The 26,499-nt window shown below is 40.9% G+C and carries 28 protein-coding genes and 2 tRNA genes; 25 read left to right on the top strand and 5 right to left on the bottom strand.

Annotated features, from left to right (window positions below):
* From rpsE to rplQ, 10 genes are all read left to right on the top strand, one after another.
* Entirely contained in the window at positions 1 to 516 is a 516-nt protein-coding gene (gene rpsE, locus AL038_RS13895; RefSeq protein ID WP_062153768.1) for a 30S ribosomal protein S5, read from the top strand.
* Between the two features lie 41 nt (positions 517 to 557).
* Positions 558 to 740, top strand: coding sequence for a 50S ribosomal protein L30 (gene rpmD / locus AL038_RS13890; RefSeq protein ID WP_062153766.1), 183 nt, complete (start codon positions 558 to 560; stop codon positions 738 to 740).
* Positions 741 to 742: 2 nt separating this feature from the next.
* Entirely contained in the window at positions 743 to 1,180 is a 438-nt protein-coding gene (gene rplO / locus AL038_RS13885) for a 50S ribosomal protein L15 (RefSeq protein WP_062153764.1), read from the top strand.
* Between the two features lie 5 nt (positions 1,181 to 1,185).
* On the top strand, positions 1,186 to 2,517 hold the full coding sequence (gene secY / locus AL038_RS13880; protein ID WP_062153762.1) for a preprotein translocase subunit SecY: 1,332 nt from the start codon (positions 1,186 to 1,188) through the stop codon (positions 2,515 to 2,517).
* Positions 2,518 to 2,603: 86 nt separating this feature from the next.
* On the top strand, positions 2,604 to 2,717 hold the full coding sequence (rpmJ, locus tag AL038_RS13875; protein WP_083991535.1) for a 50S ribosomal protein L36: 114 nt from the start codon (positions 2,604 to 2,606) through the stop codon (positions 2,715 to 2,717).
* A gap of 61 nt (positions 2,718 to 2,778) precedes the next feature.
* A complete protein-coding gene (rpsM, locus tag AL038_RS13870) occupies positions 2,779 to 3,135 on the top strand; it encodes a 30S ribosomal protein S13 (protein ID WP_062153760.1) in 357 nt (118 codons plus the stop codon).
* Positions 3,136 to 3,172: 37 nt separating this feature from the next.
* The gene (rpsK, locus tag AL038_RS13865) at positions 3,173 to 3,562 is read left to right on the top strand and encodes a 30S ribosomal protein S11 (protein ID WP_062153758.1); all 390 of its coding nucleotides are present in this window, start codon (positions 3,173 to 3,175) and stop codon (positions 3,560 to 3,562) included.
* Between the two features lie 14 nt (positions 3,563 to 3,576).
* A complete protein-coding gene (gene rpsD, locus AL038_RS13860) occupies positions 3,577 to 4,197 on the top strand; it encodes a 30S ribosomal protein S4 (protein ID WP_062153756.1) in 621 nt (206 codons plus the stop codon).
* A 24-nt stretch (positions 4,198 to 4,221) separates the two neighbouring features.
* Entirely contained in the window at positions 4,222 to 5,220 is a 999-nt protein-coding gene (locus AL038_RS13855) for a DNA-directed RNA polymerase subunit alpha (RefSeq protein ID WP_062153754.1), read from the top strand.
* A 36-nt stretch (positions 5,221 to 5,256) separates the two neighbouring features.
* Entirely contained in the window at positions 5,257 to 5,646 is a 390-nt protein-coding gene (rplQ, locus tag AL038_RS13850; RefSeq protein WP_062153753.1) for a 50S ribosomal protein L17, read from the top strand.
* A 69-nt stretch (positions 5,647 to 5,715) separates the two neighbouring features.
* Here rplQ and AL038_RS13845 read toward each other — a convergent pair whose 3' ends face one another.
* Positions 5,716 to 6,858 carry an MFS transporter gene (locus AL038_RS13845; protein WP_062153752.1) on the bottom strand — a complete coding sequence of 381 codons (1,143 nt, stop codon included), beginning with the start codon at positions 6,856 to 6,858 and terminating at the stop codon, positions 5,716 to 5,718.
* 154 nt (positions 6,859 to 7,012) lie between these two features.
* Here AL038_RS13845 and AL038_RS13840 point away from each other — a divergent pair, with 154 nt between their 5' ends.
* The 7 genes from AL038_RS13840 to pth all read left to right on the top strand — a co-directional run bounded on the left by AL038_RS13840 (position 7,013) and on the right by pth (position 11,298).
* Positions 7,013 to 7,369: a hypothetical protein gene (locus AL038_RS13840; RefSeq protein WP_062153751.1), complete on the top strand. Its 357-nt coding sequence runs from the start codon at positions 7,013 to 7,015 to the stop codon at positions 7,367 to 7,369.
* A gap of 8 nt (positions 7,370 to 7,377) precedes the next feature.
* Entirely contained in the window at positions 7,378 to 8,037 is a 660-nt protein-coding gene (ung, locus tag AL038_RS13835) for a uracil-DNA glycosylase (RefSeq protein ID WP_062153749.1), read from the top strand.
* 5 nt (positions 8,038 to 8,042) lie between these two features.
* Positions 8,043 to 8,885: a 4-(cytidine 5'-diphospho)-2-C-methyl-D-erythritol kinase gene (ispE, locus tag AL038_RS13830; protein ID WP_062153747.1), complete on the top strand. Its 843-nt coding sequence runs from the start codon at positions 8,043 to 8,045 to the stop codon at positions 8,883 to 8,885.
* 37 nt (positions 8,886 to 8,922) lie between these two features.
* Positions 8,923 to 8,997 (top strand) — tRNA-Gln (locus AL038_RS13825).
* A 72-nt stretch (positions 8,998 to 9,069) separates the two neighbouring features.
* The gene (locus AL038_RS13820) at positions 9,070 to 10,008 is read left to right on the top strand and encodes a ribose-phosphate diphosphokinase (RefSeq protein WP_062153745.1); all 939 of its coding nucleotides are present in this window, start codon (positions 9,070 to 9,072) and stop codon (positions 10,006 to 10,008) included.
* Between the two features lie 82 nt (positions 10,009 to 10,090).
* Positions 10,091 to 10,714 carry a 50S ribosomal protein L25/general stress protein Ctc gene (locus AL038_RS13815; RefSeq protein ID WP_062155549.1) on the top strand — a complete coding sequence of 208 codons (624 nt, stop codon included), beginning with the start codon at positions 10,091 to 10,093 and terminating at the stop codon, positions 10,712 to 10,714.
* Between the two features lie 14 nt (positions 10,715 to 10,728).
* Positions 10,729 to 11,298 (top strand): aminoacyl-tRNA hydrolase, encoded by a 570-nt coding sequence (gene pth / locus AL038_RS13810; protein ID WP_101539174.1) that lies wholly within the window; start codon positions 10,729 to 10,731, stop codon positions 11,296 to 11,298.
* Here pth and AL038_RS13805 read toward each other — a convergent pair.
* The 3 genes from AL038_RS13805 to AL038_RS13795 are packed head-to-tail and all read right to left on the bottom strand — an operon-like array spanning position 11,295 to position 13,370.
* Positions 11,295 to 11,783, bottom strand: a complete 489-nt coding sequence (locus tag AL038_RS13805; protein ID WP_145917113.1) for a helix-turn-helix domain-containing protein — start codon at positions 11,781 to 11,783, stop codon at positions 11,295 to 11,297. The genes pth and AL038_RS13805 overlap by 4 nt on opposite strands.
* On the bottom strand, positions 11,737 to 12,060 hold the full coding sequence (locus AL038_RS13800; protein ID WP_201800092.1) for a type II toxin-antitoxin system HigB family toxin: 324 nt from the start codon (positions 12,058 to 12,060) through the stop codon (positions 11,737 to 11,739). Before AL038_RS13800 ends, AL038_RS13805 begins: the two co-directional genes overlap by 47 nt.
* A gap of 44 nt (positions 12,061 to 12,104) precedes the next feature.
* Positions 12,105 to 13,370 carry a 6-phosphofructokinase gene (locus AL038_RS13795; RefSeq protein ID WP_062153739.1) on the bottom strand — a complete coding sequence of 422 codons (1,266 nt, stop codon included), beginning with the start codon at positions 13,368 to 13,370 and terminating at the stop codon, positions 12,105 to 12,107.
* A gap of 375 nt (positions 13,371 to 13,745) precedes the next feature.
* Between AL038_RS13795 and AL038_RS13790 the strand changes: the two genes are divergently transcribed.
* The 8 genes from AL038_RS13790 to gspD all read left to right on the top strand — a co-directional run bounded on the left by AL038_RS13790 (position 13,746) and on the right by gspD (position 26,249).
* Entirely contained in the window at positions 13,746 to 15,041 is a 1,296-nt protein-coding gene (locus AL038_RS13790) for a citrate synthase (RefSeq protein WP_062153737.1), read from the top strand.
* Positions 15,042 to 15,183: 142 nt separating this feature from the next.
* A complete protein-coding gene (locus AL038_RS13785) occupies positions 15,184 to 16,371 on the top strand; it encodes an acetyl-CoA C-acyltransferase family protein (protein WP_062153735.1) in 1,188 nt (395 codons plus the stop codon).
* A 226-nt stretch (positions 16,372 to 16,597) separates the two neighbouring features.
* On the top strand, positions 16,598 to 19,366 hold the full coding sequence (locus tag AL038_RS13780) for a valine--tRNA ligase (RefSeq protein WP_062153733.1): 2,769 nt from the start codon (positions 16,598 to 16,600) through the stop codon (positions 19,364 to 19,366).
* Positions 19,367 to 19,462: 96 nt separating this feature from the next.
* Positions 19,463 to 20,218 (top strand): hypothetical protein, encoded by a 756-nt coding sequence (locus AL038_RS13775; RefSeq protein WP_066246145.1) that lies wholly within the window; start codon positions 19,463 to 19,465, stop codon positions 20,216 to 20,218.
* A 99-nt stretch (positions 20,219 to 20,317) separates the two neighbouring features.
* Positions 20,318 to 20,884, top strand: coding sequence for a hypothetical protein (locus AL038_RS13770; RefSeq protein WP_062153731.1), 567 nt, complete (start codon positions 20,318 to 20,320; stop codon positions 20,882 to 20,884).
* 9 nt (positions 20,885 to 20,893) lie between these two features.
* The gene (locus AL038_RS13765) at positions 20,894 to 22,354 is read left to right on the top strand and encodes a GspE/PulE family protein (RefSeq protein WP_062153729.1); all 1,461 of its coding nucleotides are present in this window, start codon (positions 20,894 to 20,896) and stop codon (positions 22,352 to 22,354) included.
* 445 nt (positions 22,355 to 22,799) lie between these two features.
* Positions 22,800 to 23,999: a type II secretion system F family protein gene (locus AL038_RS13760; protein ID WP_062153727.1), complete on the top strand. Its 1,200-nt coding sequence runs from the start codon at positions 22,800 to 22,802 to the stop codon at positions 23,997 to 23,999.
* 36 nt (positions 24,000 to 24,035) lie between these two features.
* Complete coding sequence (gene gspD, locus AL038_RS13755; protein WP_062153726.1) at positions 24,036 to 26,249, top strand: type II secretion system secretin GspD; 2,214 nt, start codon at positions 24,036 to 24,038, stop codon at positions 26,247 to 26,249.
* A gap of 136 nt (positions 26,250 to 26,385) precedes the next feature.
* On the opposite strand, the gene AL038_RS13750 is transcribed toward gspD, so the two are convergent.
* Positions 26,386 to 26,472 (bottom strand) — tRNA-Leu (locus tag AL038_RS13750).
* Between the last annotated feature and the right edge of the window lie 27 nt (positions 26,473 to 26,499).

The following is a 26,499-nucleotide window of genomic DNA, read 5'->3' as shown; positions in this document are numbered from 1 at the left end:
ATGGCAACGAATAATTATGATATTCCAACCACGAAAAACGATGACTTAGTCGAGAAGTTGGTTGCTGTGAATCGTGTCGCAAAAGTTGTAAAAGGCGGACGTATTTTTAGCTTTACTGCATTAACCGTTGTTGGTGATGGTAAAGGCAAAATTGGTTTTGGCTATGGCAAAGCACGTGAAGTGCCTGCAGCTATACAAAAAGCGATGGAAAGTGCCCGCAAAAATATGAGAAGTGTTTCCCTAAAAGGAACGACTTTATATTACCCAGTGACGGCGGAACATGGCGCATCTAAAGTTTATATGCAGCCAGCCTCTGAAGGTACAGGTATCATTGCAGGTGGTGCGATGCGTGCGGTATTGGATGCCGTTGGTATTCGTGATGTATTAGCAAAGAGTTTTGGTTCGTCTAACCCTATGAATGTGGTGCGGGCAACCTTTAAGGCATTAACCGATGTTTCTAGCCCTGATTATATTGCGGCAAAACGCGGTAAGACCTTAGAAGAACTCCAAGGTTAAAATTACAGAGTTATTTCAACTCTGCAAAGACTGGGTGTTGTATGAAAAAGATGCTAAAAGTAACGCAAATTAAAAGCGTATTTGGACGCTTACCAAAACACAGAGCTTGTGTTGCAGGATTAGGTCTGCGCCGTATGCACCATACTGTACAAGTGGAAGACACTCCAGCCGTGCGTGGCATGATTAACAAAGTGGCTTACCTCTTAAAAGTTGAGGACGTGTAAAGATGTATTTGAACACAATTAAGCCTGCACAAGGTGCGAAGAAAGCTGCTGTACGTGTTGGTCGTGGTATGGGTTCTGGTCTGGGCAAAACATGCGGACGTGGACACAAAGGTCAACATGCGCGTGCAGGTGGCTTTCATAAGGTTGGTTTTGAAGGCGGTCAAATGCCTTTGCAAAGACGTTTACCTAAACGCGGTTTTGTCTCTTTAAAAAAATCAGAAACGGCTGAAGTTCGTCTGCATGAACTGATGAAAGTGCAAAAAGATGACGCAATTGAACTGGCGGATTTGAAGGCTGCTAAAATTGTTCCTCAAGCGTGCTTGCGTGCAAAAGTGATTGCATCAGGACAATTAGATAAAGCGGTTCGTTTGCGTGGTATTCTTGTCACTAAAGGCGCACGCGCGGCTATTGAAGCAGCGGGTGGTAGCATCGAGGGCTAAATCGTTTGACGACGAACAGCATCAGCGAACTGGGTAAGTTAGGCAGACTTACTGAACTCAAACACAGACTGTTGTTTGTATTGGGTGCGATTGTAGTATTTCGCATTGGTACATTCATTCCAGTGCCAGGTATTGATCCTGTTGCACTTGCGCAAATGTTTGAACAACAACGTGGTACAATCATTGACATGTTCAACATGTTTTCTGGTGGTGCGTTGACGCGTTTTTCAGTATTTGCAATTGGGATTATGCCTTACATTTCGGCTTCTATTATTATTCAGTTGCTGAGTGTGGTCCATCCTAAGTTGGAACAGTTAAAGAAAGAAGGTGAGTCTGGCAGACGTAAGATGACACAATATACGCGTTACGGTACGTTGGTATTGGCGACATTCCAAGCCTTAGGTGTAGCGATTGCGTTAGAAAGTCAGAATGTAGTTCTCGATCCAGGTTATGCTTTTCGTATTACAACAGTCACTGCATTAGTAACAGGTACAATGTTTCTTATGTGGTTAGGTGAGCAAGTGAGCGAGCGGGGAATTGGTAATGGTATCTCTGTTATCATATTTTCTGGTATTATCGCAGGTTTACCTGCTGCTGTTGGTGGTACATTGGAATTAGCACGAACGGGTCAATTGCATATTCTGACAGTGTTACTCTTGTTTGGGATTGTTCTAGCTGTTACTGCATTTGTTGTGTTTGTGGAGCGTGGTCAACGTCGTATTACTGTAAATTATGCAAAACGTCAGGTTGGCAATCGTTTATATGCAGGACAGACCAGTCACTTGCCGCTCAAACTTAACATGGCAGGCGTTATTCCGCCCATTTTTGCTTCTAGTATTATCTTATTTCCAGCGACATTAGGTGGATGGTTTGGTAGTGCTGAAGGAATGGGATGGTTACAAACCCTGTCACAAACATTGTCACCAGGTCAACCGCTCTATGTAATGCTATATGCAGTCGCTATTGTATTCTTTTGTTTTTTCTATACTGCATTAGTCTTTAATCCTAAAGAAACCGCCGACAATCTGAAAAAATCAGGAGCTTTTGTACCAGGTGTACGTCCAGGTAAACAAACTGCTGATTATATAGATAGAGTAATGTCACGTCTTACTATGGCAGGCGCGGTTTATATTACAGCAGTTTGCTTACTCCCAGAATTCTTAATTTTGGAATTTAGCGTACCCTTTTATTTTGGTGGCACATCCTTACTCATCATTGTTGTAGTTGTGATGGATTTTATGGCACAAGTACAAGCGCACTTGATGTCACACCAATATGAAGGCTTATTAAAGAAAGCGAACTTAAAAGGACATGGGCGTAACCCCATGTTGCGTTGACCAACATGACCAGTTATCAGAGGCTTTAGCATTATGTAAAGCACGGATAGCTGGTAATCAACATCACTGATAACTGGTAACTCATCATGAAAGTCAGAGCATCTGTTAAAAAGATTTGCCGCAACTGTAAGATTATCCGTCGTAATGGCTCTGTGCGGATAATTTGTAGCGATAAACGGCACAAGCAAAGACAAGGTTAATTATTTTGCAACCGCAAAGTATTACAGCGGATAATCAACAGTTTAGGTTAGAGGAATAGTTATGGCACGTATTGCCGGCATTAATATCCCGGTACAAAAGCATACCGTTATCGCTTTGACCGCCATTTATGGGATTGGTCGTACAAGGGCTGAAAGTATTTGTGAAGCGAGTGGCATCGCACCTGATAGAAAAGTAAAAGACCTGACAGAAGGTGAATTAGAAGTTTTGCGGGCAGAAGTCGCTAAATACAACGTAGAAGGTGATTTACGCCGCGAAGTTGCCATGAATATTAAGCGTTTAATGGATTTGGGTTGTTATCGCGGATTGCGTCATCGTCGTGGATTGACGGTACATGGACAAAGAACCCGTACTAACGCACGTACCCGCAAGGGACCACGCAAAGCGATTAAGAAGTAAGTAAACAACTCCAAAATTAACAAAAACAGGAAATAATATGGCAAAAGTAGCCCCCCGTGTTCGTAAACGGGTTAAAAAGAATGTTACAGATGGCATTGCACATGTTCATGCTTCTTTTAACAACACCATTATTACGATTACCGACCGTCAGGGAAACACCTTAGCGTGGGCAACTGCGGGCGGTACAGGTTTCCGTGGCTCTCGTAAAAGTACCCCTTTTGCAGCACAGGTTGCTGCTGAAAAAGCAGGTGCCGCTATTAAGGAATATGGTGTAAAGAATTTAGAAGTACGTATTAAAGGACCTGGACCTGGTCGTGAATCAGCAGTACGTGCATTAAATGCAAGTGGTTTTAAAATCATGAGCATTACTGATGCAACGCCGATTCCCCATAATGGTTGTCGTCCTCCCAAACGTCGTCGCGTCTAGTCAGGAGAAACGAAATGGCAAGATACCTTGGTCCTAAATGTAAATTAAGCCGTCGTGAAGGGACAGACTTATTCTTAAAAAGTCGTGCTCGTGCGCTGGATTCCAAATGTAAGCTAGATAAAGTACCTGGTCAACACGGGGATAGACGTCAACGTTTGTCTGACTATGCTTTACAATTGCGTGAAAAACAAAAATTGCGCCGTATGTATGGCGTTTTAGAACGTCAATTTCATAATTACTACGCAAAAGCGAGTTCTATGAAAGGTTCAACGGGTGAAAATTTGTTGCATCTGTTGGAATGTCGTTTAGATAATGTTGTTTATCGTATGGGTTTTGCCGCAACACGTGCTGAGGCGAGACAATTAGTGAGTCACAAATCTATTGTGATTAACGAGCAATGCGTTAACATTCCTTCCTATCAAGTGAAGGCTGGAGACATTGTTGCTATACGTGAAAAAAGCCGTAGCCAACTGCGCATTAAAAGTGCTTTATCCAGTGCGGAAGAATATGGTTTTCCTGAATGGGTTGATGTGGATGTGAGTAAAATGCAAGGAGTTTTCAAAGCAGCTCCTGCACGGATGGAATTGCCTAGCGACATTAATGAACAATTAGTTGTCGAATTGTACTCCAAGTAATCCTTTGTCTTAAGAGGACATGCTATGCAATCCCACGTCACGGAATTATTGAAACCACGTATTGTTGATGTCGAACGCATTACCGAAACGATAGCGAAAATTACGTTGGAGCCGTTGGAACGAGGGTTTGGATATACCTTAGGTAATGCCCTAAGACGTGTTCTACTCTCATCCTTACCTGGTTCTGCTGTTGTAGAGGCAACCATTGAAGGTGTTTTACACGAATACACCAGTATTGAAGGGGTACAGGAAGATGTTGTAGAAATCCTGTTAAACCTCAAGGGACTTGCAATTAAAATGCATGGTCGTTCAGAAGTTATTTTACATCTGAACAAAAAAGGTCCTGGTGTTGTTTGTGCGTCTGATATAACGTTGGATCATGATTTAGAGATTATCAATCGTGATTATGAGATTGCTCACTTGACAAAAGCAGGTGAGTTGAACATGACACTTAAAGTTAAGATTGGTCGTGGTTATCAACCCTCTAGCCAACGTTATTCAGAAGAAGAAGATAGCCCTATTGGTGCATTAAAACTTGATGCTTCTTTTAGTCCGATTAAACGTGTTGCTTACACTGTAGAAAATGCGCGTGTAGAACAACGTACCAATTTGGATAGATTAATTATTGAGTTGGAAACCAATGGTACTGTTGATCCCGAATCAGCCGTGAAACAAGCGGCTTCTATTTTGATGGATCAATTGTCAATTATTGCGGATTTAAAAGGTAAACCGCAAATTGAAATGCCAAAGCAAGAAGTCGACATCGATCCAATCTTATTGCGTCCAGTTGATGAATTAGAACTTACCGTGCGTTCTGCGAATTGTTTGAAAGCAGAAAGTATTTATTACATTGGTGATTTAATTCAAAAAACTGAAAGCGAGTTGTTAAAGACACCCAATTTAGGGAAGAAATCTTTAACAGAGATCAAAGATGTGTTAGCGTCGCGTGGACTCTCTTTGGGTATGCGTTTAGAGAACTGGCCCCCTATGGGTTTATACGACGAACAACCGTCAGGTTCTTAAAATTGGTTCTGAACATTTGTATTTAGGATAAAAATCATGCGTCATCGTAATGCAGGCAGACAGCTGAGTCGTAACAGCAGTCATCGAAAAGCCATGTTTAAAAATATGGCGGCTTCCTTGATGCGTCACGAAATCATTAAAACCACTCTGCCCAAAGCGAAAGAACTACGCCGTGTTGCCGAACCCTTAATCACGTTAGCGAAAGAAGACAGTGTCGCCAAACGTCGTTTAGCGTTTGCAAGATTGCGTGATCGGGAAATTGTCACCAAGTTATTCAATGAATTGGGACCCCGTTATAAAGAGCGTCCAGGTGGATATTTACGCATTTTAAAATGCGGTTTCAGAACAGGCGACAAAGCACCAATGGCAATTGTTGAGTTAGTTGATAGACCAGAAACTGCTATTGAACCTGTTGAAGCTGAATAAGCTGAAATCTGTGTTAGTTAAAAAAGCCGAGTTTTTACTCGGCTTTTTTTATGCGGCAAAAACAACTTATTATAATTTAAGATGTTTCAAATATAGCATTATTCCTACAGCCAACACTGCTAAACTGAGTAGGAATACAATATATATTGACCAACCAAATTCATGATAAATAAAACCCGGTACATACGAACCTGTACTTCCCCCTGCATAGTAAAAAGCAATATATAACCCGTTGACAATTCCTTTATTTTCCAATGCTGACTGATTTAAATAGCCTGACAACACACTATGCATTAAAAACATACCTGCACAAAATAAAAACATTGTTATGCTAATTGTGAATAGTTCAGGAATAAGAAATAGTGATAAAGATAATAGATAAATGCTTAACCCTACTAAAACAGTATTAATTTCACCGCTGCACCATTGGATGATATGTAACGCGTTTAGTGCCACCATAATTCCGATTAAATAGCCAGTGTAAGTCAATGCAATGCGCAACACGGAGACGTTTACATCCAACTCCATCATGCGAAAGGGTAGAAAATTTAAAATAGATGCAAAGCAGAAAAAGACGAGAAAAATAACAAAATAAATTTTGTTATAAAGAGGGTTACAAATAGTTTCGTATAAAGTTTTAAGGTTTGGACGGACTAATTGTAAACGTGTATCACCTTGTAAATAATTTAATAAGACAAATCCAATCAGTAAACCACATAGAATAACTAAAAAAGCAATCGACCAATGAAAATAAGTTGCCATTAAACCACTGAGCATACGACCAGAAAAACCACCCAAAACGCTTGAGGCAACATAAAGTGCAATATTGCGTTTAATTGTATCGGGATTGCTGACGGTTGAAATATAAGTTACTAGCGCGGTAAAAATAGCAGGGAACAATAACCCCTGTAATGCCCTAAAACCTAACAAAACCCAGAAATTATCTATAAAAATAAATGGTAACTGTCCAACAGCCAATAATAAAACGGTTATCTTCAATAATTTGGTTGCTGTCATCGATTCTAAAATAAACCCATAGGCAATAGGCGCAATACCTAATGGAATCAATGCAACGCTGATAAGTAAAGAAACTTGGTCTGTACTGACCCCAAAATGCTGACTGAACAAAGGTAGTAATGGTTGGGGTGCGTATAATGCACAAAAAGATAATACTGTGATATAAAAGACAATCAATGAATTTTTTAATTGCATGGTGAAACATCTTAATTAACGATAAACAGTAATCATAGCCTGAAATAATTTTATTGTGCATAGCACAATAAAATATATTTATAGCTTATAAGAGAATCATAATATTCATCCTAGACTTAACACCATCACCCATTTAAATTTTAGGGCTATGCTCATGACACAATTATTTCGCACGTTTTTAATATTCCTTTGTTTATTAACTAATATTGCTGCGTTTGCAATAGAACCTGCTCAACCAGCCCCCACAAAAACAGAAACCATACAAACCGCCTTTCCCGAAGGTAAGAAACTCCATGATGCGCATTGTGTTAAATGTCATCAATCTATGACTTTTGAAAAACCTGATGATATTTATAGTCGTCCAGAACGGATTATTAAACAATATGATAGTCTTAAAACCCAAGTGCAACGTTGTGTTACAAATACTGATTTAATGTGGTTTGAGGAAGAGGTTGATAATGTATCGCATTATTTGAATGAGCAATACTATCATTTTGAAATAAAGGAATAATAACTCTTATGAATGTCAAAATTGCGCCATCTTGGAAAACATCATTAGCAGAGGAGTTTGAAAAACCTTATTTTCAAACGCTTGCTCAATTTGTACGTAATGAATATAAAACACAGGTGGTTTATCCACCTGCAAAATTAATGTTTAACGCATTTGAACAATGTGCGTTTGAGACAGTTAATGTCGTTATTTTAGGACAAGACCCTTATCATGGGGAAAAACAAGCACATGGTCTTTGTTTTTCTGTCAATGATGGCATCACAATCCCCCCTTCATTGATTAATATTTTTAAAGAAATTCAACAAGACTTGGGTCAGCCTTTTCCACAAAATGGCAATCTTGAACGCTGGGCAAAACAAGGCGTGTTATTGCTTAATGCCATTTTAACCGTCCGTGCAAATCAAGCAGCTTCACACCGTAACCAAGGTTGGGAACAATTTACGGATGCAGTAATTCAACGACTTGCACAACAACGTGAAAACATTGTTTTTTTACTCTGGGGAAAATATGCCCAAGATAAAGGAAAAATAATTGACAGAAAAAAACACCTAGTTTTAACTTCTGCTCATCCTTCCCCATTATCTGCACGTAATTTTTTTGGTAATCATCATTTTAGTCAAGCTAATGATTATTTAGTCCGTGTAGGTAAAACGCCTATTATTTGGTGAATTATATGATTTTTACTTGTCCCGCACCTGCAAAACTCAATCTTTTTCTGCATATTACAGGTCGTCGCTCAGATGGTTATCATTATTTACAGACTATTTTTCAGTTTTTAGACTACAGCGACGAACTACAATTTGTAGTGCGTGAAGATGGGCAAATTTATTGTGATACGACAAATATAGATGTTCCTATGGAGCACAACTTGGCTTATCAAGCGGCGCGCTGTTTACAACAACATACGCAAACACATTATGGCGTTGATATTCAGATTGAGAAACATATTCCCGTTGGTGGTGGATTGGGCGGCGGCAGTTCAGATGCCGCAACAACGTTACTAGCACTTAATAAATTATGGCGTTGTCAATTAGATACGAAAACACTGATGCAATTAGGGTTACGTTTAGGTGCAGATGTTCCTGTTTTTATTCAAGGACACGCGGCATGGGCTGAGGGAGTCGGCGAAAAATTAATCCCCGTTACGCTGACAGAATCATGGTTTGTTGTTATCCACCCCAATTGCCACGTATCTACAGCAGAAATTTTTACTGCATCAGACTTGACAAGAAATCAAAAAATCGTCACAATGCACGACTTTCTTGCAGGGCGAACAATCAATGTTTGCGAAGACGTAGTTACACGACGTTATCCTGAAGTAAAACAAGCATTAAAATGGTTAGAAAGTCATGGTTCTGCACGATTAACAGGAACTGGGGCTTGTGTTTTTGCACCGTTTGCACAGCAAGAACAAGCACAAGCAGTTTTAGCAACTGTGCCTAATCAATGGCGAGCTTTTTTGGCGAAAGGTCAGAATGACTCACCTGTAATAAAAAAGTTGGCTTGTTTAACATAAGCGACTATAATGTTGCGTCCCTGCAGTTCAAAATTTTTGGGGTGTAGCCAAGCGGTAAGGCAGCGGGTTTTGATCCCGCCATTCCTAGGTTCGAGTCCTAGCACCCCAGCCATTCCCTCATCATTGCGCTAGACGCAAATCCCTTTGGAATCTGCCCTTTTGGAGTTTGGTTGTGTCAAACCGAATGGTTGTCTTTACAGGCAATGCTAACCCTGCTTTAGCATCCGCTGTTGCCACTAATTTAAATATCGCATTAGGTAAAGCTGTTGTTGGTCGTTTCAGCGATGGTGAAATCATGGTTGAAATTCAAGAACATATCCGAGGTAAAGATGTGTTCATTATCCAACCAACTTGTGCACCAACTAATGATAATTTGATGGAATTATTAGTTATGGTGGATGCTGTACGCCGTTCGTCAGCGGGTCGTGTTACAACTGTTGTTCCTTATTTTGGTTACTCCCGCCAAGACCGCCGTACCCGCTCAGCACGTGTTCCCATTACAGCTAAAGTCGTTGCCAATATGATTACATCTGTTGGTGCAGACCGTGTCTTAACGGTTGACTTGCACGCGGATCAAATCCAAGGTTTTTTCGATTTACCTGTCGATAATGTCTATGCATCCCCTGTGTTATTAAGTGATATTTGGCAAAGAAAACATCCTAATCTAATTGTTGTGTCCCCTGACGTGGGTGGTGTTGTGCGTGCGCGCGCATTAGCAAAACAATTGGATGATGCAGAACTTGCTATTATTGACAAACGTCGTCCACGTCCTAACGTGTCAACCGTAATGAATATTATTGGTGACGTGGAGGGGCGTACCTGTGTTATTGTTGATGACTTAGTTGACACAGCAGGCACACTTTGTGAGGCAGCAAGTGCATTAAAACGCCATGGTGCCGCAAAAGTAATGGCTTATTGTACTCATCCTGTTTTATCAGGTAAGGCAGTTAAAAATATTGAGTCTTCTCAGCTAGATGAACTAGTTGTAACTAACACTATTCCGTTAAGACCCGACGCTTTAGCTTGTTCTCGTATTCGTCAATTAAGCATTGCAGAACTGTTAGCAGAAACAATTCGACGTATTAATGAAGAAGAATCTGTCAGTTCTTTATTTATGGATTAAGTTATTTATCGCCTCTGGTCGCGGGGGCGATGAGCCAATAGCCCCGTTATGGGGATTTTTTATTTTAGTGGAGTTACTTTTCATGAGTACTGTTGAAAATTTCGAAATTATTGCCCAAAGTCGTGCGGATATTGGCAAAGGTGCGAGCCGCCGCCTCCGTCGTGACAACAAAGTACCCGCTGTTCTCTATGGTGCAACACAAGAATCTATTTCTTTGACGCTGTCACAAAAAGAAATTTCTAAACATTTAGAACATGAATCTTTTTATTCCCATGTTTTGACTATCCAAATTGATGGTAATAAAACTGAAAAAGCTGTGTTAAAAGATGTGCAACGTCATCCCTACCGTCCTATCATTATGCACGTTGATTTTCAACGGATTAATGAATCCGAAAAAATCCACATGCATGTCCCTTTACACTTTATCAATGAAGATAAATGTATTGCTGTTAAGACAGGCGGTGGCATTATTTCTCATCATCAAACAGATATTGAAATTTATTGTTTCCCCAAAGATTTACCTGAATATATTGAAGTTGACTTAGAACACGTTGGGTTAAATCAAATTGTTCACTTATCTGACCTGAAATGTCCTGCTGGGATAGAAATTGCGGGATTAACGCATGGTGATGAAGAACACAACACAGCCGTTGTGTCTATTCATAAACCACGCGGTGCAACGGATGATGAAGCAACCGCAGAATAATTTGTAAAGGATGTATCGTGCCAATTGCGTTAATTGTTGGATTGGGTAACCCCGGTGCAGAATACGAGGCAACTCGTCATAATGCAGGGTTTTGGCTAGTAGATACATTGGCAAAACAAGCTAATGTTGTTTTTCGTCAAGAAGCCAAGTTTCACGGAGGGCTGGCACGCCTAGAAAAATCCGATTGGAAAGGCTGGTTACTCAAACCCACAACTTTTATGAATCGTAGCGGGCAATCTGTTATTGCATTGGCAAATTTTTATAAAATTTTGCCTGAACAGATTTTAGTGGTTCATGATGAATTAGATTTACCCGTTGGCACTGCACGGTTAAAACAAGGCGGTGGGCATGGCGGTCATAACGGTTTAAAAGATATTATTGCCAGTTTAGGCGCGAATTTTTACCGTTTACGAATTGGGATAGGACATCCGGGCAATCGGGCAGACGTTGTTAATTACGTATTACATGCACCAAGTCGTGATGAGCAAATCTCAATTGATGCATCGATTGATGCGGCTTTAAAAATATTACCGTTTCTTTTTAAAGATGAAATAGCTAAGGCAATGCAGGTTTTGCATAGTTAAGAAAAAATACTTGGCGATACATGAAAGCGTTGGCTTAACAAATCAATTTGTTGTGTATTTAATGACTGTTTTCCATTCAAAATTTCCGACATCTCTTTTTGATTTCCAATTTCAGATAAATCGCTTATTTTTAAGCAATGTTGTTCCATAAGAAACGTTAACGCGACATTATTCGAGACACTTCCAATTGGGTAATGCTCTTCCTCATAAACAGCCACTAGCGTACCCAATATTTCTACTAAACTTGCTAATGGTTGTTGATCATCATCAACACTTTCAAGCAAAATATCTAATAAAGCAACTTGAATTTTGTAATCCTCTTCTGTTTGTGCTGGTGTAAATATAGAGGTTAACCACAACTTACTAATCTGAGCAATCAACTCAGGTGTCATAAGCGTCATCAAAGACTGTAATCCTTGTAATATCCCTTGAAAAAGTTCAGTTGGAACATTCTTTTTTCCAACTATTTTTATCGTATTCTTCATGTGTCAGCACCCACTTAATATAAATTCGGTGTTTGTTATAGTGAATAGCTGCAATAACTCTAACTTTATTTCCACCAACATTGAATACTGTACACTTATTAACAATATCTGCACTAGGAAATGTTTTTCTTAAGTCATTAAAGCTATCAAAATCAGTATATTTTATAATATTATAAAACGCTTCCAATGAGCTTTTTACTGTTGGATGTTGCTCGTAAAAGTCTCTTATTTTTTTGTGAGAAATAACCCGCATATCTTTATTATAAATAATAGTCATAAAAAGAAAGTAGGGCGAACGAATTGCTCGCCCCCTGTTTTAGATCACTTCTTCACTTCAAACATTGTCGCCAATTTCTTCGGCACGGCAACATTTTTTAATTCTACATAATCAGGCAAGCCGTTTTTATACGGGGGATAATCTTCGCCAGCAATTAAGGGTTGTAAATATTCCCGACAGGCAGGCGTAATGCCAAATCCATCTTCACTGATAAACTCGCGGGGCATTTTCTTCTCTACGTTTGCCACATCTGCCAAATTCGCCGAACCAATTTCCCATTGATACGGTTGGCTAGATTTACGCACGATGACAGGCATCACCGCTGTTTTACCCGCAACCGCAAATTCAACCGCCGCTTTACCCACTGCATAAGCTTGTTCTACATCGGTTTTAGACGCAATATGACGTGCTGCACGCTGTAAATAATCGGCAACAGCCCAATGGTATTTATAGCCAAATTTGTCTTTCACGATATTGGCAATCACAGGCGCAACCCCGCCTAATTGCACATGTCCAAACGCATCGCGTGTACCCGCTTCAGAAATAAATTTACCGTCTTGATTTTTTGCACCCTCAGAAACAATAATGGAGCAATAGCCATATTTTTTAACGCAAAAATCAACTTTTGCGAGAAATTTTTCAGGGTCGAAAATGACTTCGGGGAAAATAATAATGTGAGGACCATCGCTTTCTTTTTCAGCCGCTAAACCACCCGCCGCCGCAATCCAGCCCGCGTGTCGTCCCATGACTTCCATAATAAAAACTTTAGTAGAAGTCTTTGCCATAGAAAGTACATCGAAACTGGCTTCGCGAATAGAAACCGCGACATATTTAGCAACAGAACCAAAACCGGGGCAGGTATCTGTAATCGGTAAATCATTATCAACCGTTTTAGGAATCCCAATACACATAATGGGATAGCCCAAGGTATCGCCTAATTGCGACACTTTATAAGAAGTATCTTGAGAGTCTCCACCGCCATTATAAAAAAAGTAGCCAATATCATGCGCTTTAAAGACTTCAATTAAACGTTCATATTCTGCTTTATTCTGTTCTAAACCCTTAAGCTTAAAACGGCAAGAACCAAAAGCCCCAGAAGGCGTATAACGCAGTGCAGCAATAGCCTCCGCCGATTCTTGACTGGTATCGATTAAATCTTCCGTCAACGCCCCAATGATGCCATTGCGTCCTGCATAAACCTTCCCGATTTTGTCAGGATATTGTTGAGCTGTTTCCAGTAAGCCACAAGCCGTTGCATTAATAACGGCAGTAACACCGCCCGACTGGGCATAAAATGCGTTCTTAGGCATAATGCAGACATAACTCCTTTAAATTTTTTAGATTATGTGTTATTGCATTGCAGAGATAACTCGGCAATTTGACTGATGTGATCTTAACAAATTCACGCTTTCCTTTACTATTTCTGAACAGCTATACTGCACAGCCTGCTATTCATTACAGTTAAATATTGTTGCGTTGTATCATACAGGTTAAAATGTCACATATAAAAGTGGCTTATTGATATAATTAACCTTCACTAATATGTTTAGCTGTTTTTATGTCTAGCTGTTTTATAGCGTCTTTCGGTAGTCTTTGTTAAGCCCCTGCTAGGTTTAACAAAAGCTGCTTTCATTCACTTGTTAGTTTGTTGTTAGCTCTAGGAAGACCAGCCTAAAGGGGAAAACATGAGCAAAGAAACCGTCACTATTACCGATAATAGAACAGGAAAATCTTTTGAGTGTGCTATTAAAAATGGAACACATGGACAGCCTGTAGTTGATTGTCAAGCACTGCCCAAAGAATTGGGCTTGTTTACTTTTGACCCTGCGTTTATGACGACTGCTAGTTGTGAAAGTGCCATCACTTTCATCGACGGTGATCAAGGTATTTTGCTACATCGTGGCTACCCTATTGAACAATTGGCTGAGAATAGCAGTTATTTAGAAGTCTGCTATTTACTTTTATACGGAGAATTACCCAAAAAAGGCGAATTAGATCAGTTCAACACTGATATTAAAAATCACACCATGTTGCATGAAGGCTTACGCAATGTGTTTGATGGTTTTCGTCGCGATGCACACCCAATGGCAATGTTACTGGGTGTTGTTGGCGCAATGTCAGCGTACTATCATGATTCTATGGATATTTATAATCCTACACATCGCAATTTATGTGCGATGCGTCTGATTGCCAAATTGCCTACTATTGCAGCAAACAGCTACAAATATACCATGGGCTTCCCTTACGCCTACCCGCGTAACGATTTAGGATACACCGAGAACTTCTTACAAATGATGTTCTCCATGCCCTCTGATGAATACAAAATCAGTCCAACGGCAGTTAAAGCCTTAGAAACCATGCTGATTCTACACGCTGACCACGAACAAAACGCCAGCACATCCACTGTGCGTTTAGCGGGTAGTTCACAGGCCAATCCGTTCGCATGTATCGCCGCAGGCATTGCCACATTATGGGGACCTGCACACGGTGGTGCTAATGAAGCCGTGATTAAAATGTTGGATGAAATCAAAGATGTGAAAAATATCCCCGATTTCTTAGCCAAAGTAAAAGATAAAGACTCTTCAACCCGTCTCATGGGCTTTGGACATCGTGTGTATAAAAATCACGACCCACGCGCCAAAATCATTCGTGGTATTTGCCACGACTTACTCAAAGAACTGGATACGGCCAAAACCCCAGCCTTTGAAATCGCGTTGGAATTAGAACGTATTGCCTTAGAAGATGAATACTTCATTCAACGCAAACTCTATCCTAACGTCGACTTCTACTCAGGAATTATTCTGAGTGCTTTAGGAATTCCCACCAACATGTTCACCGTCATGTTTGCTGTAGCACGGACTGTTGGCTGGATTTCCCAATGGAAAGAAATGTTAGAAGAACCCAGCATGAAGATTGGTCGTCCTCGTCAACTTTATGTCGGTGCGGCAAACCGCAACCTTATTCCCATAGATAAGCGTTAAAAAATTAATTGTGGGAAGGGGTTGTAAATAACTGCTTTCCCACAATACTGAGTGATGCTATTAAAAATTCCATAAAAAATCACTATCCGCATTTCAACCCCAGCAATATAACAAAAGCAATATACATTGGAGGACTTAAAGAATGGCCAATACACGTGAAGTCGTTTTTTTGAGTGGTGTGAGAACAGCAATTGGGGATTACGGTGGAACATTAAAAGACATTCCCACAACAACGCTTGCAACTAACGTATTACGCGAAGCCGTAAAACGCGCCAGCATAGACCCTAAACAAGTTGGACAAGTCGTTTTCGGTAACGTTATTCATACCGACCGCCGCGATATGTACATCTCACGGGTGGCGACGATTGAAGGGGGCTTACCTGTTGAAACCCCAGCGTTTACCCTGAATCGCCTATGTGGCAGCGGGTTACAAGCCATTGTTTGTGCAGCACAAAATATTGCAACTGGTAATATTGATGCGGCTGTCGCAGGTGGTGCAGAAAGCATGAGTCGTGGACAATACTGGGTTCCCGGTTTACGCTGGGGACAACGCATGAATGACGGGCAAATTGTCGATGCCATGGTTGGCGCATTAACTGACCCATTTGACGACTGCCACATGGGCGTAACGGCGGAAAACATTGCAGAAAAATGGAAAATTTCTCGTGAAGACCAAGATAAATTAGCCGTCATGAGTCATCAGCGTGCTGCCGCTGCAACTGAAAAAGGTTATTTTAAAGACCAAATTCTGCCAATTGAGATAGCCTCTCGGAAAGGCACAACTATTTTTGACAAAGATGAACACATTCGAGGGGATATTACCCTTGAAGGACTCGCAAAACTCAAAACCGTTTTTAACAAAACAGGCTCAGTAACTGCGGGCAATGCATCAGGTATTAATGATGCGGCTGCCGCCGTTGTCCTCATGGAACAAGAAACGGCTGCCAAACAAGGGTTAAAACCCATGGCGCGTTTGGTTGCCTATGCAGATTCAGGCGTAGAACCCAAATATATGGGCATAGGTCCTGTCCCCGCGATTCAAAAAGCATTAGCAAAAGCAGGTCTAACCATAGACCAAATGGATGTCATTGAACTCAATGAAGCCTTTGCAGCTCAAGCACTTGCAGTTTGCCGTGATTTAGATTTAAACATGGACAAGACCAACCCTAACGGTAGCGGTATTTCTTTAGGGCATCCTATTGGTGCAACAGGTTGTATTGTCACGGTAAAAGCTTTATACGAACTCCAACGCACAGGCGGACGTTACGGCTTAATCTCCATGTGTATTGGTGGCGGACAAGGGATTGCGGCGATTGTAGAACGGTTGTAGCCATATAAAATATCTATCTTCTTTTTTAAGCGTTAAAAAACCTAGCAAGTATCTACTATCTGCTAGGTTTTTTGTTTTTAACGCCAAATCAAATTAAAATCTTACGCAATTAAAAACATTGCATCAAAATGCCTTCATAAAAGCAAAACAAGATACTTTTCGACAAGTTCACGTATAATGATAGAATTTGCCCTTTGCAGCCCTATTTAATAGAAATATAAAAAATATGGAAAAGACCTACGCGCCTCAAGATATTGAAAAACATTGGTATCAACAGTGGGAAGAATTAGGCTATTTTGCTCCTAGCGGACAAGGTAAGCCTTATTGCATCATGATTCCGCCCCCCAATGTTACAGGAACGCTCCACATGGGGCATGCCTTCCAAGATACATTAATGGACATCTTAACCCGCTATCATCGGATGCAAGGACACAATACCCTTTGGCAAGTCGGCACCGACCACGCAGGGATTGCCACGCAAATGGTGGTAGAACGCCAACTAGCCCAACAAGGCAAAAGTCGGCATGATTTGGGGCGCGAAGCGTTTGTTGAAAAAATATGGGAATGGAAAGAACAATCAGGCGGGACAATTACCCGTCAATTACGCGCTATGGGCGCGTCCGTTGACTGGAAAACAGAACGTTTTACCATGGATGACGGCTTATCTGATGCGGTGAAAGAAGTCTTTATTCGTCTCTATGAAGAAAACTTAATTTATCGTGGAAAACGCTTAGTTAATTGGGATCCTGTTTTTCACACGGCCTTATCCGATTTAGAAGTCAATGCCGAAGAAGAAAACGGCTTTTTATGGCATTTACGTTACCCCTTCGCGGATGGTAGCGGTAGCCTTGTGGTTGCAACGACTCGCCCTGAAACCATGCTCGGCGATACAGCGGTTGCCGTGCATCCAGAAGATGAACGTTACAAACATTTAATCGGTAAAATGATTGCTTTACCGCTCACAGACCGTAAAATTCCTATTATTGCTGATGAGTATGTTGACCCTAGTTTTGGTTCGGGTTGCGTTAAAATCACACCTGCTCATGATTTTAATGACTATCGTATCGGACAACGGCATCAACTCCCCATGATTAACATTTTAACGATTGATGCCAAAATTAACGAAAACGCGCCGAAAGCCTATCAAGGGCTAGACCGTTTTGTTGCTCGTAAGCAAGTCGTTGCTGACTTTGAAAAATTAGATTTATTGGTGGAAGTTAAAGCGCATAAATTACCGATTCCACGTGGTGACCGTAGTGGCGCAGTGTTAGAACCTTTTTTAACTGACCAATGGTATGTAAAAGCTGCACCATTAGCAGAGCCTGCCATTAAAGCCGTAGAAGATGGACGCATTAAATTTATTCCCGAAAATTGGAATAAAACCTACTACGATTGGATGCATAAAATTGAAGATTGGTGCATTAGTCGACAAATTTGGTGGGGACATCGTATTCCTGCATGGTATGACGCAGATGGCAAAGTATATGTTGGTCGTTCTGAGGCAGATATACGAATAAAGCATAATCTTTCCACAGAAACTATTTTAACCCAAGATGAAGACGTTTTAGATACTTGGTTTTCCTCCGCACTTTGGCCATTTAGTACGCTAGGATTTCCAGAAAAAACTGAGCGGTTAGCCACATTTTACCCGACTAGCGTTTTAGTCACAGGTTTTGACATTATTTTCTTCTGGGTTGCACGGATGATTATGATGGGTATGAAGTTTATGGATGGAGAAGTACCCTTTCGTGAAATTTATATTCATGGCTTAATTCGTGATTCTGAAGGACAAAAAATGTCCAAATCTAAAGGCAATGTATTAGACCCTTTAGATTTAATTAATGGCATAGACTTAGAAACCTTAGTACAAAAACGCACGACAGGTTTAATGCAGCCAGAAATGGCCCCCAAAATTGAAAAACGTACTCGCCAAGAATACGCTAATGGCATTTCTGCTTTTGGGACAGATGCTTTACGCTTTACCTTTGCGGCGTTAGCTTCAACAGGGCGTGATATTCGTTTTGACATGGGGCGAATTGAAGGTTATCGCAATTTTTGTAATAAATTATGGAATGCGACCCGTTACGTGTGGATGAATACCGATGGTAAAGATACGGGTTTGAGTGATGCCCCTGTAGAATTATCATTAGCAGACCGTTGGATTATTTCCCGTTTGCAAGCCTTAGAAACAGAGATGCAACAACATTTTACAGGCTACCGTTTTGATTTAGCGGCAAATGCAGTTTACGACTTTACGTGGAATGAATATTGCGATTGGTACTTAGAATTTTCTAAAGCAGTGTTGCAAAGTGGTGAAGCTAGCGAAACCGCCCAACGTGGGACACGACGCACATTAGTGCGTGTATTAGAAACCTTACTGCGTTTACTGCATCCATTTATCCCGTTTGTGACGGAAGAATTGTGGCAAAAAATCGCCCCACTCGCAGGCAAAACAGGCAACACCATTATGTTGCAGCCTTATCCACAGGCACAAATGGACAAAGTGGATAATCAAGCAGAGCAAGATATTGAATGGGTTAAACAATTTATTCTTGGCGTGCGTCGGATTCGTGCTGAAATGGACATTGCACCGAGTAAATTATTACCTGTTCTATTGCAAAATGGGACAGAAAGCGACCAACAGCGTTTAAACGCGCATCAAGGTTTAATCAGCAGTCTTGCTCGTTTAGAAAAAATTACATGGTTAACCAACACAGATAACGCGCCAGAATCAGCAATGGCATTAGTCGGTGACATGCGGATTTTAATTCCCTTAGCAGGCTTAATTGATAAAGAGGCAGAATTAAAACGCTTAGCGAAGGAAGTTGAAAAAATCGCTAAAGATTTGGACAAATTAACCGCTAAACTAGAAAATCCTCAGTTTATTGAACGCGCTCCTGCTGACATTGTGGCAAAAGAACGCCAACGGGTTGCAGAAATGCAAAGTGCGGTGCAGGAATTAGAAACGCAGGCAGAGAAGATTCGGGCGATTTAGTATGGATTAGGTTAATAGGTCTTAAAACCTATTAGCTTATTAAATTAGCGTAATTTTTAGCGTGTTCATTAAAAGCTATACTGAAAGCGGAACAGTATGAATAATTGTGTAACACGCTACAAACGCTATCCGTGGCAAATAGATTTTCCCCCTGTCATTTTAAATTCCGCATCAGGTGAAGCGGCTAAACATCGATGTTATGTAGAGGTGAAACAAGGTAATCTTGGTGCCGCATTAATCCTTGTCAGTGATTTGGTTTGTCAAACAACCATTACAAAGATAGCAACGATAATACAAGATAGAAAACCGTTATTTGTTCCTGTTCATGCAGAAGAAGCTATTAGTATTAATCGCATTCCGTTGGCTTATGCGATAATTCTTGCGACACAATTTGACTCATCCGTTGAACTTAATATTGTTCAAGCAGCAAAGGTTAATAGAACGGGCTCAAATGGATTCGCTAGATTAGCGTTTCCGCCCCCTTTTGCAGGTATCCCCAGCAATTCAGATATTAAAAGTGCTGTTATTTTAGATGATGCCTTAACACAAGGGGGAACACTCGCAAATTTGTGTGGTTACATTGCTCAATTTGGGATTAAAACATTGTTGGCAACAACATTGACAGGAAAAAGCTATTCATCTACTTTGGCTATCACAGATGAAACCCTGACCTTATTAAGGGAAAAATATCATGAACTCGAAGAATGGTGGTGTAATGAATTCGGTTATGAATTTGATTGTCTCACAGAATCAGAAGCAAAATACATTATCAATTCAAAGAAGGATGCTAACACCATCCGAGATAGAATTCTTGCAGAAAGACAAACGGGAGTCATTTTACAAAATGAGTGAACTCTTGGACAAGTTGAATTTAGGCGCGAAAATAGCGGAAAAATTAAAATCCGCATAATCACAATTAGTTATCATTTTTTATCTTTTTAGGACTCTCCCTTGACTCGTCAAGAAAAACGTTTATTAACCCTCTTTCTTGCCATGTTGTTAGGTTACGCTATCCCCTTTGAAATAGCCCCTAAACTCTATGCGATGTATCAAGCCCGTAAAGTGCGGATGGAAGCCTTACAAACGGAAATCGACCGCTATCAACGGCTAGATGTTGGTACACAATACTGGCAAGAACAACATGTTAAGGCGATTCAAGAACGCGATAAATTTAATACGTCATTACTGCAAGGCAATAACCGTGAATTAGTTGCCGCCCGTATGCAAGGCGTATTACGCGAAATTGCCCAACGGAGTAGTTTAACCGTTAGAGCCTTAGATTTACCTGAATTTTCACGCACAGGTGAATGGGTATTAGTCACACAAGGCGTACAGTTTGAGTCCGACTCACAAACACTTTTTAATTTTATTCAAGCAGTTGAAACAGCACATGAATACCTAGCCATAGTGTTTGTTGAAGCTCGAATCGGGCGGGGGAATAACCTATTGAGTGGTACTGTGAAAGTAACAGGGTTTAGCCGTATTCCGCTAACTGATGCTGAACTTGCCCCAAAATGAGAAATTGATATGACGACAACCGCTTTAAGCCTTCCCATTTTTACCCAATTACTTGCAAAAAAAGGCATTGCACCTGTCGAGAATTTCCCCGAACAACCTTGTTTGCTCTTCAGCACGCCACCTGATATTGAAGACCGCGCAAAAATCCGTTTTTTATTAGGACAATACATTCGTTTTGAACGAGGCGCGACTGACCAAGTTGCTCGATTAATCAAACACTGGCGCGCGAAATTATCGCCTGAACTAGACGGTGCAAACGATGGTGGGCGGGCTGACCAATTAGATAATGAATACTTAAAAGATTTAGCCTCTGACGCACCTGTGATTCGCATGGTCAATCATTTAATGGAGCGTGCATTAGATTTAAACGCCAGTGATATTCACTTCGAACCCGAAGAAAAATATTTAATGGTGCGCTGTCGTGTAGATGGCGTAATGGTCAACATTGAACGCCTACCCGCAAATGTTCAAGCTGCCGTATCCTCACGGGTTAAGCTCATGGCGCGGCTAGACATTGGGGAAAAACGCTTGCCCCAAGATGGACGTATTCAATACCAAATGGGTGATAGAACCCTAGATATGCGGGTTTCTACCTTACCGGGTGTGCATGGTGAATCTATCGTATTACGGCTTTTAGACCGCAGTGATATTTCCGTGAGTTTGGATAAGCTGGGGATGCCTGCGGACATTTTAAAACCCTTTGCCCATGTTATCCAACAACCGCACGGCATGATTTTAGTCACAGGTCCAACAGGAAGCGGAAAAACCACAACCCTGTACGGCACACTAGAAAAAATCAACACGGGTTCACAAAAAATCATTACGATTGAAGACCCTGTCGAATATCAACTAGAAGGTATTACCCAGATTCACGTCAACGCGAAAATCGGTTTAACGTTCGCGGCGGGTTTACGTTCTATCGTGCGACAAGACCCTGACATTATCATGGTAGGGGAAATCCGCGACCATGAAACCGCAGAAATTGCGATTGAATCCGCACTAACAGGTCACTTAGTTTTCTCTACGCTACACACCAACGATGCGGCGGGCGCAATCACGCGGTTGCAAGATATGGGCGTGGATACTTATTTAATCAGCTCCAGCGTCATGGCAATTATGGCACAACGCTTAGTGCGTAAAATTTGCCTACATTGTGCTGAAGACCATGAATTAACTGAAGACGAGGCGGAATTATTAGGCATTAGCCGTGCAGACCACCCCACTATTAAACGCGGTCGCGGTTGTGAACGCTGCGCAAATACAGGCTATCGTGGACGTTTAGGCTTATACGAATTGCTGATTATTTCCGACAGTGTGCGCGCTGTCATTACCAGTGGTGGTGATGCGAATAAAATTCGTGAACAAGCACAACGAGAAGGTTTAAGACTCTTACGCCAAGACGCGTTAGAAAAACTATACCAAGGGATTACTACGCCTGAGGAAATCGTGCGCGTAACACGGGCAATTTAGAAAATAGGAAAAATGATGTTCCAACGACTTTATGTAAACAAATTTTGCCGAATGGTTTTTGGATTTATTAAGTCTTTATCCTGCTAGTTATACCCGTATTAATAATTATCTTAACTAACTGATGCCTAATATAAAGACACTTCAATAAGTGTTGTGAAATCCTTTAAAACACATTATGCGACTCAATTAGGTCAGTTTCCAGAAAATTATTATTTTACTCATTGATTTTAATAAAAATAATAACAAAAAGCCATATTATAGGAAAGTATATACCTTAAGATTTAAAGCTTGCTTTGACCTTTACTGTAATTAGTCAAGCACTCGCACAAGAATGTCATGATAATGCTTATAAATTGTGGGAACATGAATTGTTAAAACATAATAGTGACGAATTAAACCGACTTCATCCCCTGATAAAATCCTTTTTATTTAATTAGACGAGATAATGCACGCCTACACCTACCAAGCCTGTGATAATGAAGGAAATATTCACACAGGAAAACTTAATGCGGAAAATGAGCAAGAAGTCGTCATGACCTTGCAAAATCGGCAACTTGTCGCTTTAAAAATTGAGCTAGGCAGTGAAGGCGGGAGTTTTTTCGGACAGCGGAAAATTTCTAACCGCGATTTAATCGATTTTACTAATGGACTCTGCACATTAGTAGAAGCCCGTGTGCCTTTGGATAAAGCCTTAGTTTTATTAGAAGGTCTAAATGAAAAACCCTTTGTACAACAACTTATTGCTGATTTACACCGTGATGTCAAAGAAGGAAAAAGTCTTGCAGATGCGTTGCAAGCCCATCCTGATGTTTTTTCAAAAATGTACATCAACATGGTACATGCGGGTGAAGAAGGTGGAATTTTAGAGCAATTATTGCCGAAAGTAGCAGGATTTCTCGCCGCCGCAGATGATGCTAAACGAACAGTTATTTCTGCCATGATTTACCCTGTTATTTTGCTGATTACGGGTGTCCTCAGTGTTATCTTATTAATGATTTTTGTTATTCCACAATTTGCCGATTTATTTAAAAACATGGGGACAAAAACCCCTGATTCTGCCGCTTTTTTATTATCTACCAGTGAATGGTTAAAAACCTATTGGTGGTCATTACCCTTTTTACCAATTTTGGCGTGGATAGGCTGGCGACAGATGGATACCACGCCCGAAAAACGCTTGCAACGTGACCAATTTATTTTACAAATTCCAATTTTAGGGAGTTTATTGTTACAAGCGGAGTCTTCCCGTTTTTCGCGCACCTTGGGTGCATTATTGGGCGCGGGTATTCCACTGCTAAAAGCCCTAAATATTGTGCGTGGGGTTATGACGAATGAGGTTTTATCCGATAGTTTGAAACGGGTTGAAGAAGCCGTGCGTAGTGGGGTAAGTTTGGGTAAAGCCCTTGTAAATGAAGGTAAATTTCCTGTGTTATTAGCGCAGTTGGTTATTGTTGGGGAAGAATCTGGACGGACAGGACTGATTTTAGACCGTTTGGCAGAAACCTTTGATACGAATGTGAAACAACAAACAGCGCGTTTAGTCGCCGCCGTTGAACCCATTTTGATTTTAGTGTTAGGTGTTATCGTGGGAACGATTGTTATTATTATGTTATCCGCGATTTTCAGTATTACTTCACTAAGTCGATAATTAATCACTTTATACAACTTTATAAGTTATCTCTTCATGTTTGCCATTTTGATGAAAAAAACCAGTCTTATCCTTTGTTGTGCCAGTTTGGTCGTGTCATGTAGCACACCGCCCGAGCGTAATCCTATGGGTGCAATGGAATTAGCCACAACACAATTGCCCACGTATGGCGAAACGCCAGTTATTGCAGAATTACCGCAAGCAACACCTGTCGCGCTGAAAGAAATTAATCATGTTGGACAATTTCCCAATGTGCAGACTTTATCTAGCAAAAGTCCTGCAACACCTGCTTCTAGCAAAGGTGCAGATACGTTTGAATTGAACTTTGAACAGGTTGAATTACGTCAAGTCATAGAAATCATTGCAGATGAATTAGGCGTAAGTATGGTCATTGACCCAACTATCGGCGATAAAGTAACGATTCGTACACCTAAAGAAAAACCCTTACGTAAAGCAGATTTATGGCCATTGATGCAACTGTTATTGACAGATACAGGCATTAGCATGGAGAAAAAAGGGGGTGTGTATCATCTGAAGAAAACAGGCGTAGGAACAGGATTACCCGCGAATGTAGGCGTTTCTTCAGGATTAATAGGAAGCGATGCTTCCGAAGCTATGCAAATCACCCCCTTACGCTATATCAATGCAGACGCTGCGTTAGCCGTTCTTACGCCATTAATCCAACCACAAGGGCGAATTATTAGTTTACCCAGTTTGAACGTCATAGGAATTATTGCTTCTCCCGACCGTTTAGAACGGATTAATCGGTTACTGACAGTCGTTGATGCCGACCCCTTTCAACATCGTGGTATGCGCTTATTCAGACTCTCAAATTCAAAGTCAACCGAAGTACAAGCCGAGTTAGAAAAGATTCTACAGGCCATTTCTGGTAATGCACCTGCCTATCAAGTTATTGGTTTAGAAAGAATTAATTCAGTATTAGTGATTGCACCACCACAAGGCTCATTTACTGAAGTTGCCTCTTGGATTGAAGTTTTAGATGAACGGAGCGAAGACAGTGCTGAACAGGTCTTTATCTATCGTGTCAAAAATTTAGAAGCCAAAGAACTGGCAGCAACATTGGCAGAAGTCTTTAAAACCGATGATGCCAAAGATAAAGACAAAACCACCAAACGTACAGATGAACTGCCTCCTGTTGCTGCAATTCCAGCACAACCGGGGCAACCTGCTACACCAACACCAGAACCTAAATCCACTGCACCCACAGGCAGTGTCTTGGCTGTTTCCGCAAAATTAAAAGTGAATTTAGTGGCGGATGAAAAAACCAACAGTTTAATTGTGCGAGCAACACCCCGCGATTATAAACAGCTCTTAACCACAATTGCCCAATTAGACCGTGTCGCTAAAGAAGTGATGGTGAATGTGGTCATTGCTGAAGTAACCCTAAATGAAGCAACCCAATTTGGAATAGACTGGCGTGGATTATTTGGAAAACATGATAGTTCTTATGGATATAATGCCAAGTTGCCAGCAGGCAATTTACCAGGTGCAGATTTAAGTAGTAACACCGCTATCGGCTCACTCGCTGGTTTTAGCGTTAACTTGTTATCAGGCGATATTTTCGCCGTGCTCAACCTTCTCGCATCAACTAACGCGGTTAGTATCTTATCTCGCCCTTCAATTTTAATTCGGGATAATGAAGATGCTACATTTAATGTCGGTAGCAATGAACCCTACTTAGGTGACGTGACCCGCGCTACCGTTTCAGGACAAAGTGATATCCAATCCATACAATATCGTGATACTGGGATTACCTTAAAGGTAACGCCTCGCATCAGTGAAGATGGCATTGTTAATTTAAAACTATCCCAAGAATTAACCCAACTTGGTCCAGAAAGTAGTACTGTACAAAACGCACAATCCTTCAGTCAACGTAAATTAGAAACAGTGGTTGCAGTACGAGATAGAACGCCTATTGTGTTAGGCGGTTTAATTCAAAATAAAGGTTCGAATGAACGGCAAGAAATTCCTGGTATCAGTAAGATTCCTTTAGTCGGCGAAACCTTATTTTCATCCCGTAGTGATTCCGGAGAGCGGACTGAATTAGTCCTGATTATTGTCCCTGAAATCATTAATCCTGATTTAGACAACAGCGTGATAGTGCAGAATTTCCGCTTACGGATGCAAAAAGTTCAGGAACTATTAGCAAGCGATTACGACGTGCTATTAGAAGATGGGCGTAAATACATACCCGCAAAAGCAACCACGCAAACTAATACACAACAATAGAAACAAAACTAGGAGGTACTAATGGTACTTCCTATTTTCTTCTAAAGAACATTTATAATTCAGTGTGAGAATTGAAGAAAACGTGAGAGAATGCGTTACTATTAAGAAGGGAAAAAAAGCGAAAACATCAATTAGATGGTGCCGAGAAAAGGACTTGAACCTTCACGGTGTTGCCACCACTGATACCTGAAACCAGCGCGTCTACCAATTCCGCCACCTCGGCAGGTGCAAGAATGAAGCGAACATAATA

Origin of the sequence: Beggiatoa leptomitoformis, from assembly GCF_001305575.3 — a bacterium.
Classification (GTDB): domain Bacteria; phylum Pseudomonadota; class Gammaproteobacteria; order Beggiatoales; family Beggiatoaceae; genus Beggiatoa; species Beggiatoa leptomitoformis.
The sequence above is the reverse complement of the archived record's forward strand: the minus strand, read 5'-3'. Positions and strand labels throughout refer to the sequence as shown.